General features: G+C 69.7%; 11 protein-coding genes. 5 read left to right on the top strand and 6 right to left on the bottom strand.

What is annotated here, in order from left to right; translation table 11 throughout:
- Positions 1-340: 340 nt before the first annotated feature.
- The 5 genes from VGC56_RS16310 to VGC56_RS16290 all read right to left on the bottom strand — a co-directional run bounded on the left by VGC56_RS16310 (position 341) and on the right by VGC56_RS16290 (position 6,921).
- Complete coding sequence (locus VGC56_RS16310; protein WP_464126565.1) at positions 341-2,188, bottom strand: hypothetical protein; 1,848 nt, start codon at positions 2,186-2,188, stop codon at positions 341-343.
- Positions 2,185-4,113 (bottom strand): heme-binding protein, encoded by a 1,929-nt coding sequence (locus VGC56_RS16305; RefSeq protein ID WP_464126564.1) that lies wholly within the window; start codon positions 4,111-4,113, stop codon positions 2,185-2,187. The genes VGC56_RS16310 and VGC56_RS16305 overlap by 4 nt, the downstream gene beginning before the upstream one ends.
- A complete protein-coding gene (locus VGC56_RS16300; RefSeq protein WP_464126562.1) occupies positions 4,110-5,483 on the bottom strand; it encodes a multiheme c-type cytochrome in 1,374 nt (457 codons plus the stop codon). The genes VGC56_RS16305 and VGC56_RS16300 overlap by 4 nt, the downstream gene beginning before the upstream one ends.
- 107 nt (positions 5,484-5,590) lie before the next feature.
- Positions 5,591-6,517, bottom strand: a complete 927-nt coding sequence (locus VGC56_RS16295) for a FecR family protein (protein WP_464126561.1) — start codon at positions 6,515-6,517, stop codon at positions 5,591-5,593.
- Positions 6,514-6,921, bottom strand: a complete 408-nt coding sequence (locus VGC56_RS16290; protein ID WP_464126559.1) for a hypothetical protein — start codon at positions 6,919-6,921, stop codon at positions 6,514-6,516. Before VGC56_RS16290 ends, VGC56_RS16295 begins: the two co-directional genes overlap by 4 nt.
- Positions 6,922-7,074: 153 nt before the next feature.
- Here VGC56_RS16290 and VGC56_RS16285 point away from each other — a divergent pair, with 153 nt between their 5' ends.
- Positions 7,075-9,321, top strand: a complete 2,247-nt coding sequence (locus tag VGC56_RS16285) for a CHASE2 domain-containing protein (RefSeq protein WP_464126557.1) — start codon at positions 7,075-7,077, stop codon at positions 9,319-9,321.
- Here VGC56_RS16285 and gdhA read toward each other — a convergent pair whose 3' ends face one another.
- Positions 9,322-10,680, bottom strand: a complete 1,359-nt coding sequence (gene gdhA, locus VGC56_RS16280; protein WP_464126555.1) for an NADP-specific glutamate dehydrogenase — start codon at positions 10,678-10,680, stop codon at positions 9,322-9,324.
- Between the two features lie 95 nt (positions 10,681-10,775).
- Here gdhA and VGC56_RS16275 point away from each other — a divergent pair, with 95 nt between their 5' ends.
- From VGC56_RS16275 to VGC56_RS16260, 4 genes are all read left to right on the top strand, one after another.
- Positions 10,776-11,207, top strand: a complete 432-nt coding sequence (locus tag VGC56_RS16275) for a methylglyoxal synthase (protein ID WP_464126553.1) — start codon at positions 10,776-10,778, stop codon at positions 11,205-11,207.
- A gap of 63 nt (positions 11,208-11,270) precedes the next feature.
- Entirely contained in the window at positions 11,271-12,185 is a 915-nt protein-coding gene (locus tag VGC56_RS16270; protein WP_464126552.1) for a class I fructose-bisphosphate aldolase, read from the top strand.
- A 1-nt stretch (position 12,186) separates the two neighbouring features.
- The gene (gene thiE / locus VGC56_RS16265) at positions 12,187-12,882 is read left to right on the top strand and encodes a thiamine phosphate synthase (protein WP_464126551.1); all 696 of its coding nucleotides are present in this window, start codon (positions 12,187-12,189) and stop codon (positions 12,880-12,882) included.
- A gap of 3 nt (positions 12,883-12,885) precedes the next feature.
- Complete coding sequence (locus tag VGC56_RS16260; RefSeq protein ID WP_464126549.1) at positions 12,886-14,703, top strand: glycoside hydrolase family 9 protein; 1,818 nt, start codon at positions 12,886-12,888, stop codon at positions 14,701-14,703.
- Positions 14,704-15,549 lie beyond the last annotated feature (846 nt).

Below are 15,549 nucleotides of genomic sequence, written 5' to 3'. Positions count from 1 at the left end.
GCCTCCCGCACCCCCCTCATGGCCCATGGTAATTCTCGTCCGTTTATGCTATGTTCCAACCATGACAGCGGCACAGCTTCTCTCCCGCCCGCGGGCAACGGCACGCGATTCGGGCGCTCCGCACGCCTGCACCGCGGCCCCGACTTATAGAGAGAATCGATCGAAGGGGCCGGGTTTGATCGAAAGGATTTTTAAAAACCACGAAAGTTCGAAACTTCCGGGGTGGGGTCCGCCGGGCGGCTCAGGGCGCGCTAGGCGTGACCACAGCGTGACCTTCCGCGGCTCTCGCCGGTCGCTGCGCACCGGGGAACAGTCACAAGTGACCGCCCCATCCCGAGCCTCAGTAGGCGACGATCGCGTTGAGAAGCACCGAGACGTACCGCTTGTCGCGGTCGGAGTTGGCGAAGAGGTCGCGGAAGCCGGGGCCGGGCTGGAGCACCGCCGCCGAAGCGCGCAGGACCAGGTTCTGGGTGAATTTGGGGCGCCAGATCGCCGCCGCCGACAGGTCCCAGCCGATGTCGCGGGGGATGCTGCCCTCGTTGCGCAGCGCCTGCAGCACGGCTGTGTCGGCGAACCAGAGATGGTTCAAGTTCGCGCTGAGCCGCAGCGTCGGCAGGATGTCGAAGTCGGCGCCGGCGCCGAGGAGCACGGTGCCGGGATTGTTGAAGTTCGACTGGCCCTGCTCCTTCGAGGAGCGGAGCGAATTGAGGATGCCGTTGCGGCCGTTCAGCGACACGGCGCGGCCGCCGCCGGCGAAGGGGATGGACTGGCGGATCCAGTAGCTGGTGTCGGCGCCGGCGAAGATCGGGTTTTCGAAGATCGCGTCGAAGCCGCCCTCCTTGTTGTCGAACGGCTTGCCGTCGCCGCTCGCATAGAGGATCGAGGCGCGGAGGCGGATCCAGTTCACGTCCCAGCTCGGCTCGGCGGCGAGGAAGTAGCTGCGGATCTGGGCGCTGCGGCCGGTGAAGATCGAGCCCCGGTCCCAGCCGAACGCGCCGTAGACCGAGGCGGTGAGGTTCAAGCGCCCGAAGTGACCGTCGCCATTATAGCCCAGGTAGAAGACGTCGTAATTGCGCGCCCGCAAAGTGCCGATCAGCGCCGGGCGGACCGGAAAGCCGTTCTTGTCGACCTCGATGTCGCCGCGCTCGCGATTGGCGTTCCAGGTGAGGCTCGCCTGGCTGGTGAAGCCGGGGACGGGAAAGTCCTGCCGGTAGAGATTGGCGTGCAGCACCCAGTCCTTGCGCGGGGTCTGGGTCACGTCGTTCAACCCGCTGTTCGTGTCTTTCTCGAGCCGCCACACGGCGAGCAAGTTGTACTGCAGGCGGTTGCCGCCGCGGTTGCCGAACAGGCGCACGCCAAGCTGCTGGTCGTTGAACAGGAAGCCGCGGAAATCGAGCTGGAAGGGCTGGATGCCGACCCGGACGCTGTCGAAATCGTAGCGCGCCGAGACGTCGCGGAGATGATAGTCGACGAACGCCTCCTGCACCCCCACCCAGCCGTCGAGGCGCGAGGTCGGGCTCGACGGCTTGACGTTGAGGATGCGGCGCTCCGACACGTCGGCATAGTTCATGTTGAAGGCGAGGCTGACGCGATATTCGACATGCGGCGGCATGAACGCCGTCGACCCCTTGGTCAGCGACGCGCCGAGGATGAAGGTCTGCGACAGGAGCAGGCTGCCGTTCTTCCCGAACACGTCGTTGCTGCCCGGCCGGTTCGTCGTCTGCACCCCGACAGGAATCGGAAAGGTGCGGGGCTCGATCACCGTGTCCGACACCGCGTTCACCGAGAAGAACCAGTCATGCTCCTTGAGCCCGAGCCAGCGCGGCGTGGCGCACGGGCGCTGCCCAGCCGCCGCCCGCCGGGCCTGCTCCTCCCTGGTCGGCAGGCACAGCGGCCGGTCGCCCTTATATGTGTTCTGGTGGTAGGGATCGAACCAGCGCTCCTTCACCAGCCCGAGGCTCTCGACCAGCCGCCACCGGTCCGGCACCGGCACCTGGTCGGTCGGAAACGCCTCCGGCGGCGGCGCCCGCAACGCGCCCGGATTGGATTGCGACACCGGTTCGTCGAGCACCTGCTGCGGCACGCCGGGACGGCGGCGGCCGGGAAGCGGCGCGGGCGGCGGCGGCGGCTCGGCCTCGGCCGGCGGCTGCCCAGCCGAGGCGAGGAGCAGGGCCATCGTCAGGCTCATTTGCCCTGGCAGACATTCTGGTCGCTCGTCCCCAGGAACGGCGCGAACGGGCAGTTGACGAAGCGGAGGCGCGCGCTGACGGCGCCGACCTGCAGGACGATCTGGTCGGAGCGGCGCGCGGGGTCGGCATTGCCAAGGGTGCCGAGGCGGGCGGCGGCGTTGTTGGTGCCGAGGAAGGCGGTCATGTCGTCCTGGTCGATGCCGTCGCCAGACACGCCGATCGCGCCCACCAAAGTGCCGCCGCGGTAGATGGGCACCGATCCCGGGAAGATCTGCATGCCGTTGGCGAGCCGCGACACGCCCGCCGCACCGCCGCATTGCGCCGGCACATCCGATCCAGCCCCGAGCACGAAGCCGACATGGGCCTTCACTTCCGCCTGGATCAGCGCCGACTGGAGCCCCGTCGAGAAGGGGTTGAACTGGGCGATCGAGCGGGACAGCGGCCCCTGCGGCTGCGCCGCCTCGCCGTCCGGAAAGTGCGGCCGGTGGATGTTGCCGATGGCGCGGTCGCTGAACGCCCAGTTCGATGTGAACAGCGGCTGGGCCGCGGTGTAGAAGGCGCGCACATCCGGGTCCGAACTGGTGCTCAGCTGCGCTGCGGTGGTCGCATTGGAGAAGAAGGCCGCAGTACGTGCCTTCTGCACCGAGACGTCGATGCCGAAGATCGGCGCGTCGGGCGCCCGGACGAGACCGAGCACCGCGCCATTGGTGTCGACCACGGCCATCGAGACCTGCGCGCGGCTGTCGAGCGGGTGACGGATCTGCCCGCGCGCCGCGGTCATGATCTTGAACGCTTCCTCGAGCAGCGCCGTCACCTCGCCGGCGGCCAGCAGGCCATCGGTGCCCGCCCGGATCGGGAAGCGGTTGCCGCCCGCGCCGTTGGTGAGAACGAAGGCGTCGGGGTTGGAGAATTCGGCGCCGGCGGAAGCGCGAACGCCCGAAGCTTCGGAGCCATAAGCGCGGCCCGCGAGGATGCCCGCCGTGGCGTCGTAATAGCCGCGGACGGTGACCAGCGCTCCCGCGGCGCCGGAGAAGGGCGGTGCGCTCGCCGGGTTGCGCACCAGGTCGCCGGGCGCGGCGTCCGAATAGCGGAGCAGAGTGCCGTCGACGGTAATCCGGTCCGCTCGGATGTCGTCGCCCGGCGCGAAGCCGGAAGCGGCGGCGAAGGCGATCGCTTCGTCCGTGTCGCGGTCCACGTCCTGCACTTCCGGGTCGAAGCCGTAGACGCCGTCCGCCATCACCCCGACGCCGCCGACCAGCACGCCGTTCTTGTAGAGCGGGAAGCCCCCTGGATCGGCGGCGAGGCCGAGCGGCGAGCGTTTCGGCCCGATGAAGCCCGCCGCGCCGACATTGCCCTTGAAGCGCGCGGCGACGTCCGAGCAGGGCAATTGGCTGAACTGCACCCCGAACAGAGGCCCGCTCTCCAGTTCGACCGTCGCCTTGGAGGGCGGGAAGTTCGCCTGCACGATCATGCTCGCCGTTCGCGTCGAAAAGGCGTTGCCGCCCGACGAAAGATAGGCGCCGGTAATCGCCTTCGCGATCGCTCCCGCCGCGCCGCCGGGCACGTCGACGCCCTGCAGGTCATGCGCGCTGCCGTCCGGCGCCACCGGGATCGACAGCCGCGGATTGGCGCCCGCCATCGCGAAGACGGCGAGGACGTTGCCGACCCGGTCCACCACCGCGAAGGTGGCGGGCGTCGAGCGCCCCTGCGCCTCGTTGATGCCCCGCGCCAGCACCGCCTCGACATCCGCCTGGGTGAGCGCCTCCTGAGCCGGCACCGCGTAATTGGACGTCGGCGGGGGAGGGGGCGTCGGCGCCGGCGTGACGGCGACCGGGCCCCCGCCGCCGCTGGTCCCACCGCCGCCGTCGCCACAGCTTCCGAGGACCAGGGCGGCGATGGCGACGGCGCCGGGCACCCGCCTCATTGCAGTCTCCGGATCGCCGCGGCGGCGCGCCCCAGGCCGGCGCGAAATTCGCGCGGATCGTAGGCATTGGGCTCGCGCACTGCCCTGTACGCGATCTCGATGTCGCCGCGGATCGTCTTGGCCGCGGCGCCATCGACCTGCCCCGCATTGACGAGCGCCGAGAGCAAGGTGTCGACAGCCATCACCGCCTGCACGCTGCCCTCGTAATCGGTGAACCGCGCCGAGACCGCATTGCCCGCGATGCTGTCGATGATCGCGAAGGTCTGTGGCCGGCTGACGCCGCCGCGGTCGAACTGATCGGCGACGGCGAGTGCGGTCCCCCTCAGCCGCGCCGCGGCCGCCAGCGCGCTGCCGCGGTCCTCGGCCAGCGCGGCGTGGAAGGCGCGGCTGTCGCGCTCGAAACGGGCGGCGAGGGCAGGGGATGTCGCCCGCAGCGCTGCCGACAGCATGATCATGTTCTCGTCGTTGTAAGCGGGCATCCCGCTCGGGATCGGCCGTCCCGGATTGGCCGCCGCGCTCGGCTGGAAGCGGCGGTCGTCGGAGATGGCGCGGTGGCAGGTGTGGCAGTCGAAGAAGTAGAATTCGGGAAAGACGCCGTTCGTCCCCTTCGGCGTCGCATACAAAGCCAGCGACCGCTCCAGCGCCAGCGCCTGGCCGACCGCCCACACCTGCACGTTGGAGCGCCGTCCCTTGCGCTGGACGTAATCGGCATCCTCGACATGATGCTGCTGCAGCGTCGTGAACAGGTCGAGCTCGAACGACAACCGCGGATGGCCTGCCGCCATGATCCTGTGGTCGACGAACTGCCCCGTGGCGCCGCTGCCGTAATGGCAGTCGAGGCATTTCGACGCCCTGGCCCGCGGCGTGTCGAGCGGCACCATCCCCCGCGCGACATTGCCGGTGTGGCTCGCGCCGACCGAATAATGGCTCGCCAGCCATTCCGAGGCCGCGCCGTGGCACGCCTCGCAGCCGACGCCGTCGGAGCGCAGGAAACGAGGGCCTGTCGCCGCCCCCGCGGTCGGCGTCGCATGGCAGCCGAGGCAGAGCGGCGCGCTCGTCGCCTCGCCGATCCCCAGCCGCGCCGCGATCGCCTTTGCGCGCGGCTCGGCAAGGGCACGGAAGGCGCGGCTGTGGATGCCGGCGGGGCTCGCCGGATCCTGCCAGCGCATCAGCTCGTCTTGGCGGACGACCTTGCCGTCTCCCTCCAAGCGGCCGTGGCAGGTCGTGCCCGCGCAGCTCGCCACGCCGACGAAAGCCTGGGCCGACGGCTCGGCCGCGCCGGCGCCCTCAGCCAGAAACAGGACGAGGAGCAGCAAAGCACCGGCAAAGGCGGCCGCAACGCTCCAGGCAGTTCCGCGGCTGCGGCCCATTCGCCCCCCTTGTTGCCCGCGCGGCGGTGCGGCGCGGAACGTCCCGACTATGACTTAGACCGCATTGTTGAGGCAAGCCGTGAAGCGGCGCTTGCCGCGCACCGGGATCAGCCGCCGTTCGGCTTGCGCGGCGGCGGCGCCTGGGCGTTCGGGTTCTTCGGCGCCCCCGGCTTCGGCTTCTTGCCTCCGCCGCCGAGCAGCTTGCTGCCGATGATCCCCGCCGCCACCACTCCCGCGCCGATGGCGATGTTGCGCGCCGTGTGGTTGCCGCCGCCGCTGCCCGGTGCGGAGCCCGGACTCGTCCGGAGCAGGTCCTGCAGCGCTTCAAGCCCCGCCGGCGAGATGCGGAACGGGCCGATCGGCGGCGCTCCGTCGCGCGGCGCGTAGAGGGCAAGATCGGGCCCGTCGAGCGTGACCGTCCGATCGCCGACCGTGACGTCGATGATTCCGGGCACGACGTCCCCCTGCGCCCGCGGCCCGGGCCCTCGCAGCACGATGAGCGATGCTTCGCCCTTGTCCGCCTTGACGCGCTTGCCGACCGCCGGCTCGTCCTCTGCGATGCGAATCGCATCCTCTCCGACCACCCCTTCGAAGATCGTGCCGCGGATGCCGATCGCCGCCACCGGCGTCCGCACGCTGACGGCCCCCGAAGGCCGCCCCAGCGCGCGCCCCGACATGAAGCGGAAGGCGCCGTGGGCGACGGAGATGCCGACCTGCCGGCTGTTCGCCGCCGGATCGTAGACGAAGCGGTCGATCGTCACCCGCGCATTGGCGCCGACGGTGAAGGTGGTCCGGTCCATCAGCAGCATCTGCAGCTGGCTCGCCGCGGCGGTCTGCACCTGGTCCGCCATGTACAACCGCTCACGCAGCGCGGCGGGATGCGCCTTGCGGGTGGCGGCGCTGCGGATCTCGACCTTGTTGCGCACCGCCGCGGCGATTCCCGCCTGGGTCTGGGCCAGCACCGGGCTCACGGCCATGCTCAATGCGGCGGCGAGGGCGATCGGCCGCCCGACGGAGACGATGGCGCGGATCACCGCCGGCGGCCCTTGGGCGGCGGTGGCCGGGTGATGCCCGGACAGGCGGCCGCGACCTCCGCCCAGTCGGCCTCGGCGAAGGCGTGGCCGTCGAACTGCCCAAGCTCGACCTCGGCGCCTTCCCGGTCGTCGAGCCGGCAGAGCAAGGCCGTGTAGAGCAGCCGCGGCGGCACCGCTTCGGGATGCGCGAACAGCACCCGCTCCAGCGTGCCGAGCGCGCCGAGCAGGTCGCTTTCGGCGATCTCGCTGCGGGCGAGGGTCATACCCGTGTCCGGCGACAGCGATGCGCCGATCAGCGTCTCGGCGTCGGTCGGCGCGCGCTGGGCGCAGGCGGGTGTCGCGAGCGTTGCCGCGGCCGCGAGACCGATCGCGCCAAGCCAGCACCGCACCTCAAATCTCCGCATCGTCGGGACCCCTTTCGGCGGCCGATGGTCGACGTGGGCGGCACCGCCGCATGCGGCGCCGTCGATTGACTAAGGGCTATCATTCGCGCACCGTTGCCGCAACGTCATTTCAGCCCCGGTCCGGTCCGGGCCGAAGGGGGGCGGCGGGGGACGATGCTGGCCAGACGCACGAAGCGCCCGCCGGCCTCGACGCGCCGCTCGACCATCGCCGCCGCGGGCCTGGTCCCGGTCCTGCTCGTCGCGCTCCTCGCCTTTTTGCAGCCGACGATCTTCACTGAAGCCCGCGGGCTGCTGTTCGACACCTACCAGCGCCTGTCGCCGCGGCCCTTCAGGGACGCGGGCGTGCGCATCGTCGACATTGACGAGGAGACGATCCGCCGCATGGGCCAATGGCCCTGGCCACGCGGCGATGTCGGCGCCCTCACCAAGGCGATCGCAGACGCCGGCGCGGCGTCGATCGCCTTCGACATCGTCTTCTCGGAGCCGGACCGCACGTCGCCGGGGCGCCTGGCGGCGCTCGCCGAGCGGCAGGGCGCGCCGGCCGCGCAGATCGCGGCGATCAGGGGCCTCCCGGACCAGGACGGCCGCTTCGCCGAGACCCTCGCCGCCGCGCCGGCCGTCCTCGGCCTCTTCCTCACCGCCGACGCCAGCGGCGCTCCCGTCCAACCGAAGGCTGGCTTCGCCGTCGCCGGCAGCGATCCCGGGGCCAGCCTCAACGCCTATCGCGGCGCCATCGTCCCGCTGCCGGCGCTACAGGCGTCCGCCCGCGGCCTCGGTTTCGTGTCGCTCCGCGGCGATGCGGACGGCATCGTCCGCCGCGTGCCGCTCGTCGCCAAGGTCGGCGATACGTTGCTGCCCTCGCTCTCGGCCGAAGCATTGCGGGTGGCGCAGGAGGCCGGCGGCTTCGTCCTCAAGAGCAGCGACGCGAGCGGCGAAGTCAATTCGGGAAGACCCGAAGCGGTGGCGGTGAAGATCGGCGCCGCCGAAGTCCCCGTCACGGAGCGCGGCGAACTGTGGATGCACTATACCGCCCCCGTTCCCGAACGCGTCGTTCCGGCCTGGAAGGTGCTGGAGGGCAAGCTCCCGCCGGCCGAGATGCAGCGGCTGTTCTCCGGCCGCATCGTCTTCATCGGCACCGGCGCCGTCGGCCTGCGCGACCTCGTCTCGACTCCAGTGGCGGATCGCGAGCTCGGCGTCACCCTTCACGCCGAGGCCGTCGAGCAGATGGTGCTGCAGGATTTCCTCTCGCGCCCCGATTGGGCGGCGGGGCTCGAAATGGCGGCCTTGCTCGGCGCTGGCATCGCCCTTGCGCTCGCCTTGCCCTGGCTCGGGGCTTTGCGGGGTGCCCTGTTCGCGGGGCTGCTTGCGGGCGGCGCAGGCGGCGGCAGCTGGTACGCATTCGAGGAAAAGCATCTGCTCGTCGATCCGACGGCGCCGCTCCTCGCGCTTCTCGCCTGCTATCTCGTCGCCACCCTCTTCACCTACGTGCGTGAGGAGAGACAGCGCCGCTACATCCACGGCGCCTTCGACCGCTACCTTTCGCCCGACCTCGTCAAGCGCATTACCGACGATCCCTCGCAGCTCGAGCTTGGCGGCGAAGTGCGCGAGATGAGCGTGCTCTTCTGCGACATTCGGGGCTTCTCGCACATTTCGGAAGGGCTCGGCCCGCAGCAGATCATCGGCTTCCTCATCGCCTTTCTGACGCCGATGACCGACATCCTCATCGCCCGCCGCGCCACCATCGACAAATATATCGGCGACGCCATCCTCGCCTTCTGGAATGCGCCGCTCGACGATCCCGACCAGTATCGCAATGCCGCCCGCGGCGCGTTGGACATGGCCGCCCGTCTCGACGCTCTGAACGCAGACATGGCCGGCCGCGAGGACTGGCCCGGCACGGTAGAGATCGGCATCGGCCTCAACGCCGGCCCGTGCTGCGTCGGCAACATGGGCTCGGCCCGGCGCCTCTCTTATTCGCTGATCGGCGACACCGTGAACCTCGCCTCGCGCCTCGAAGGCCTCACCAAGCAATATGGCGTCCGCATCGCCATCGGCGCCGTGCTGGCGGCGCAGCTTCCGGAGTTTGCGCTCATAGAACTCGACCGCGTCCGCGTCGTCGGCCGCGAGCGCCCGGAAACCGTCTATGCGCTGGTCGGCGACGAGACGGTCGCGGGCCGACACGAATTTCGAACCTTCCTCGATGGCCATGCCACCATGCTCGCCGCCTATCGCGCGCAGGACTGGGACGAAGCCGAGCGCCGCGCGTCGGCGAATGAGACCGCCGCCCGCGGCTACGGCCTCGCCACGCTCTACGCCCGCTACCGCGCCCTCATCGAACGCTACCGCGCCGATCCCCCGCCCCCCGGCTGGGACGGCGTCGCCCAACTCAAGGAAAAGTGATCACACCACCCCAAACGCCAGCATCGCGTCTGCGACTTTCTTGAAGCCGGCGATGTTCGCGCCCTTCACATAGTCGACATAGGCCTCGCCGGCGCTCTGGCCGTAGGCGACGCAGCGGTCGTGGATGTCGGCCATGATCGTTTCCAGCATCGTCTGGAGCTCGGCTTCCTTCCAGCTCATCCGCGCGCTGTTCTGGCTCATCTCCAGCCCCGACACGGCGACGCCGCCGGCATTGGCCGCCTTGCCCGGCGCGTAGAGGATGCGGGCGTCCTTGAAGACGTGCACGCCTTCGAGATCCGTCGGCATGTTGGCGCCTTCCGCGACCGCAGTGCAGCCGTTGGCGACCAGGGTCCGCGCGTCCGCCCCGAGCAGCTCGTTCTGCGTCGCGCAGGGGAGGGCGACGTCGCAGGGCACGCCCCAGGGCGTCTTGCCGGCGTGGAAGGTCGCCTGCTTATACTCCTGCACATAGTCGGAGATGCGCCCGCGTCGCCGCGTCTTGTGCGCCTTGACCCAGTCGATCTTCGCCTGGTCGAAGCCGTCCGGATCGTGGACGAAGCCTTCCGAATCCGACAGCGTCAGCACCTTGGCGCCGAGCTGCACCAGCTTCTCCGCCGCATGCGTCGCAACGTTGCCCGAGCCGGAGACGACCGCCGTCTTGCCCTCCAGGCCGCTCCCGGCCCGCTTCAGCATGTTCTGGAGGAAATAGACGGCGCCGTAGCCGGTCGCCTCCGTGCGGATGAGGCTGCCGCCATATTCGAGCGCCTTGCCGGTCAGGACGCCCGTGAACTGGTTGGTGATGCGTTTGTACTGGCCGAACATGTAGCCGATTTCGCGCCCGCCGACCCCGATGTCGCCGGCCGGCACGTCCACGTCGGCGCCGATATGGCGGTAGAGCTCGGTCATGAAGCTCTGGCAGAAGCGCATCACCTCATGGTCGGACTTGCCCTTGGGGTTGAAGTTCGACCCGCCCTTGCCGCCGCCCATGGGCAGGCCGGTCAGCGCGTTCTTGAAGGTCTGTTCGAAGGCGAGGAACTTGAGCACGCTCTCGGTCACCGACGGGTGGAAGCGCAGCCCGCCCTTGTACGGGCCGATGGCGTTGTTGTTCTGCACCCGCCAGCCGCGCTGGACCCGGATGTGGTTGTTGTCGTCCTGCCAGACGACGCGGAAGCTCACCACCCGGTCGGGCTCGGCGATGCGGCGCAGGATCTGCCAGCGGTGATACTCCTCCTTCCCCTCTATGAAGGGAAAGACGTCCTGCGCCACCTCGGTGACGGCCTGGATGAATTCGCTCTGCCCGGGGTTGCGCCGCTTCACGCCGTCGATGAACCCGTCAAGGTCGACATGGTCGTGCGTGCTCATCGGCTTCCCCTCCCGGCGACGTCTCCGCAAGGGGTATCAGAGCCGCGCCGCGCGCGCCATATCGGCGCTCCCGACGCCGTCCTGAGGAGCCCGCCATGAAGGCGCAAAAGCAGATCGCCCTCGTCGCCCACGACCGCAAGAAGGCGGAGCTGGTCGGCTGGGTTGAGGCCAACGAGGCGGTGCTGGCAAAGCATCTCCTCTGGTCGACCGGCACCACCGGCGCCCGCATCCGCGAGGCCTGCCCCGGCCTCACCCTCACCGCGCTTCGCTCGGGCCCCTTGGGCGGCGACCAGCAGCTCGGCGCCCGCATCGCCGAGGGCGGGATCGACATCCTCGTCTTCTTCACCGACCCCCTGTCGCCGATGCCGCACGACGTCGACGTCAAGGCGCTGACCCGCCTCGCCACCCTCTACAACGTCGCCTGCGCCACCAACCGCGCCGCCGCCGACTTCCTCATCGCCTCGCCCTACTTCGACGCGCCCTACGAAGCGCCGACGGGGGGAGGGGACGGGGAGCCGGGGACCTGACCGCTCCTGTTGCCCCGCGGCACGGCGGAGGCTATCCGCCCGGTAAAGCCAAAGGGAGCGACCATGAGCATCACCCCCGCCGTCAAGGCGATCCTCAACAAATATGAGAGCGACAATCCCGGCACCAAGGCGAACCTCGCCCGCATCCTGATGCAGGGGCGCCTCGCAGGCACCGGCAAGATGATCATCCTGCCCGTCGACCAGGGCTTCGAGCACGGTCCCGGCCGCAGCTTTTCGGTCAATCCGGCGGCCTACGACCCGCATTACCATTACCAGCTCGCCATCGACGCCGGCCTCAACGCCTATGCGGCGCCCCTCGGTGCGCTCGAGGCGGGGGCGGGGACCTTCGCCGGGCAAATCCCGACCATCCTCAAGATCAACAGCTCGAACAGCTGGGCGACGCGCAAGGACCAGGCGGTGACCGGCGGCGTCGACGATGCGCTGCGCCTCGGCTGCTCGGCGATCGGCTTCACCACCTATCCTGGCTCGGAGGACAATTTCGAGCTGATCGAGGAGATCCGCGAGCTTTCCGCCGAGGCCAAGGCGGTCGGCCTCGCCACCGTGATCTGGGCCTATCCGCGCGGCGGCGACGTCTCGAAGGAGGGCGAGCTCGGCCTCGACATCACCGCCTACGGCGCCCACATGGCCGCCCTCCTCGGCGCCCACATCATCAAGGTGAAGCTGCCCTCCGCCCATATCGAGCAGAAGGACGCGCAGAAGGCCTATGAAGGCGCGGACTGGTCCCAACAGGCCGACCGCGTCCGCCACGTCGTCCAGTCCTGCTTCGCCGGCCGCCGGATGGTCGTCTTCTCGGGCGGCGCCACCAAGGGCACCGACGCGGTGTTCCAGGACGCACGCGACATTCGCGACGGCGGCGGCAACGGCTCGATCATCGGCCGCAACGCCTTCCAGCGCAGCCGCGAAGACGCCCTCGCCATGCTCGACCGCCTGGTCCGCATCTACAAGGGCGAGGAGTAACTTGGAGGCCGAGGAGCCGCAGGATACGGGCGTTGAACTCGATCCGGGCTTCGCGGCCCGGTTCGATCCCGTCCGGCGACCGGCGGCGGAGCTTTACCTCATCTCCCCGCTCGACACGGGCCGCGACTTCCCCGCCCGCCTCGAGGCGGCGCTGGCCGGCGGCCCCGTCGCCGCCTTCCAGTTCCGGGTGAAGGGGCTCGACCAGCATGAGGCGGCGGCTCTGGCCGGGCCCCTCCTCGACATCTGCCGCGCCCGCGACGTCGCCTTTCTCGTCAACGACGACATCGGCCTCGCCAGGCGCCTCGGCGCCGACGGCGTCCATCTCGGTCAGGGCGACGGCGACCCGCGCGATGCCCGCGCCCTGCTCGGCCCCAATGCGCAGATCGGCGTCACCTGCCACGACAGCCGCCATCTCGCCATGGAGGCCGGCGAAGCGGGCGCCGACTATGTCGCGTTCGGCGCCTTCTTCCCGACCACCACGAAGGAAACGCAGCACCGTCCGGACCCGTCGATCCTCGGCTGGTGGTCGCGGCTGTTCGAGATGCCGTGCGTCGCCATCGGCGGCATCACGCCGGACAATGGCAGCGCTCTCGTCGAAGCGGGCGCCGACTTCCTCGCTGTCTCCAGCAGCGTCTGGACGCACCGGGACGGCCCTGCTGCGGCAGTGGCCGCCTTCCAGGACGTGCTGAAGCGCTAGCCGATGCGCAGCTTCGCCGCCGCCGCCGCCCTCCTGCTCGCCGCCGCGGCCCCGGCCGCCCCGCCGCCGGCCAATCCGGTGCACATGAACCAGCTCGGCTTCCTGCCGGGCGCTCCGCAGCGGGCGATTGTCGCCGACCCGTCCGCGGCGCCCATTCCGTGGCGCCTCCTCGATGCCTCCGGAAAGGTGCTCGAAACAGGCCAGACCGTCGTCTTCGGCGACGATGCGCAATCCGGCGAGCACGTCCACCGCATCGACATTTCGGCCCCCGCCGGCGCCGGCTACCGGCTCGAAGTCGGCGGCCGGAGCGGCCGACCGTTCGCCGTCTCGCCGAGCCTCTACGACCGCCTCCGCGGCGACTCGCTCAACTATTTCTACCAGACCCGCGCCGGCATCCCGATCGAGGCGCGCTTCGCCGGCGGCCCGCAATGGGCGCGGCCGGCGGGGCACCCCGCCGAGCGCGCCGCCTGCCTCTCCGGCACCGACGCGCAGGGCAATGCCTGGCCCGCCTGCGACATCGTCCGCGACGTCACCGGCGGCTGGTACGACGCCGGGGACCAGGGCAAATATGTCGTCAACGGCGGCATTTCGGTCTGGACCCTGCTCAACCTCTACGAGCGCCAGCAAGCACTCCACCGCCCCGCCGCCTTCGGAGACCGCACCGGCCGCCTCCCGGAGACCGGCAACGGCGTCGACGACATCCTCGACGAGGCGCGGTGGGAGCTCGAATTCTTCCTCAGGATGCAGGTGCCGGACGGTACCCGCGTCCGCGTCCCCGTGGGCGTCAAGCGCAGCCGCCCCGGCCTCGCCTTTACCGAGATCGACGCGGGCGGCATGGCCTGGCACAAGGTCGGCGACGAGCATTGGACGGCGCTGCCGACCCCGCCGCACCTCGACCGCGAGCGCCGCATCCTGTTCCCGCCGTCGACCGGCGCCACGCTGAACCTCGCCGCCGCCACGGCGCAATGCGCCCGCATCTGGCGGACCATCGACCCCGCCTTCGCCGCCCGCTGCCTCGCCGCCGCCGAGCGCGCCTTCGCCGCCGCCAGACGCAATCCGGAAGTCTATGCGATCGCCGCCTTCACCGGCAGCGGCGGCTATGGCGATCCCGATCTGAGCGACGAATTTTACTGGGCCGCCGCCGAGTTGTTCGTCACCACCGGCAAGCCCGAATATGGCGCCGCCCTCGAAGCCTCAGCCTGGTTCCACACCGCCGTCGCGCCGGAATTCGGCTGGCCGAAGATGGCGACGCCCGGCACCATCTCGCTCGCGCTCGTCCCCAACGCGCTCCCAGCGGAGGACAAGGCGCGCCTCCGCCGCAGCCTGGTCGCCGCCGCCGACGCCTTCCTCGCCGACGAGGACCGCACCGGCTACCGCATCCCCTATGCCCCCGCCGGCTGGCCGTGGGGCTCGACCTCGTCGATCCTCAACCGGGCCATCTTCCTCGCCCTTGCCGCCGATTTCAGCCGCGATCCGCGCTACCGCGCCGGCGTGGTCGACGCGATGGACTTCGTCCTCGGCCGCAACCCGCTCGACCGCTCCTTCGTCACCGGCACTGGCGCCCGCCCGATGGAGAACCCGCACCACCGCTTCTGGACCCACCAGCTCGACCCCCGCCAGCCCGGCCCGCCGCCCGGAATCATCTCAGGCGGCCCCAATTCCACCGCGATGGGCGACCCCGTCGCCTCCCACCTGAAGGGCCGCTGCGCCCCGCAAACCTGCTGGGCCGACGACGCCCGCGCCTTCACCGTCAACGAAGTCGCCATCAACTGGAACGCGCCCCTGGTGTGGGTATCGGCCTGGCTCGCGGAGCGGCGCTGATCCCTACACGGCTTCGGCCGGCGGGAGCCGCGCCGTTCGAGTGAGCAACGCTCGCGGGTACGCGCAGGTCCTTGCGGGCAGGCCGCTGGTTTGATTCAGCGACTCAGCCGCGCTTGAGCAGGTCTGAGGCCTCCGCGCGGAGGGCGTCAGCGATTCGAATGAGGCCTTCGAGGCCCGGGTTCTTGGCCCGCGGTTGACGGCACTCGCATCGGTAGCAGTGACGACCCGCCGATTGTCAGCAGCGCTTTGATGGGCCATCGCAGTTACACGCAAGTTTATGGGATGCGGCAACGGGTGGGCCATACAGCTACCAATGGCTGTCCGGAGAATTAATGGAAGTGGTTCTCAGGCCATAGATGATCAGGCAGGTACCGTCTGATCAAATCGCTTGCTTGCTGAAAGCCCCTCGCATCGAGCTCACGAAGAAAATGCGGCCAAGGCGGGATGTTGCTGCGATAAATATTCGTCGATGACGTCGACATCCCACCACCTTGTAACGTCGAAAGACCGCCGAATTGGAGAGTCGACAAACCCCCATATTGTAGGGTCGACAGGCCGCCATACTGCAATGTCGACAGCCCGCCATATTGCAAGGTTGAGAGGCCCCCGTACTGTAAAGTTGACATACCGCCGTACTGCAGCGTGGACAGGCCACCGTACTGCAACGTGGAGGCGCCTCCGTGTTGCAACGTGGACACCCCACCCCCCCGTAGGGTCGAAAGCCCGCCCCCCCGCAAGGTGCTAAGGTTCCGGGGCCATGTCCGCATATTCGGAATTTCGGGTCTTGCCATGCTTCGCTCCTACTATTCCGCCATATCATCAGAGCTTCGTCGAGACCAATGGCAA

Origin of the sequence: Allosphingosinicella sp. (genome assembly GCF_036403745.1) — a bacterium.
In the GTDB taxonomy this organism is placed as follows: Bacteria; Pseudomonadota; Alphaproteobacteria; order Sphingomonadales; family Sphingomonadaceae; genus Allosphingosinicella.
The sequence above is the reverse complement of the archived record's forward strand: the minus strand, read 5'-3'. Positions and strand labels throughout refer to the sequence as shown.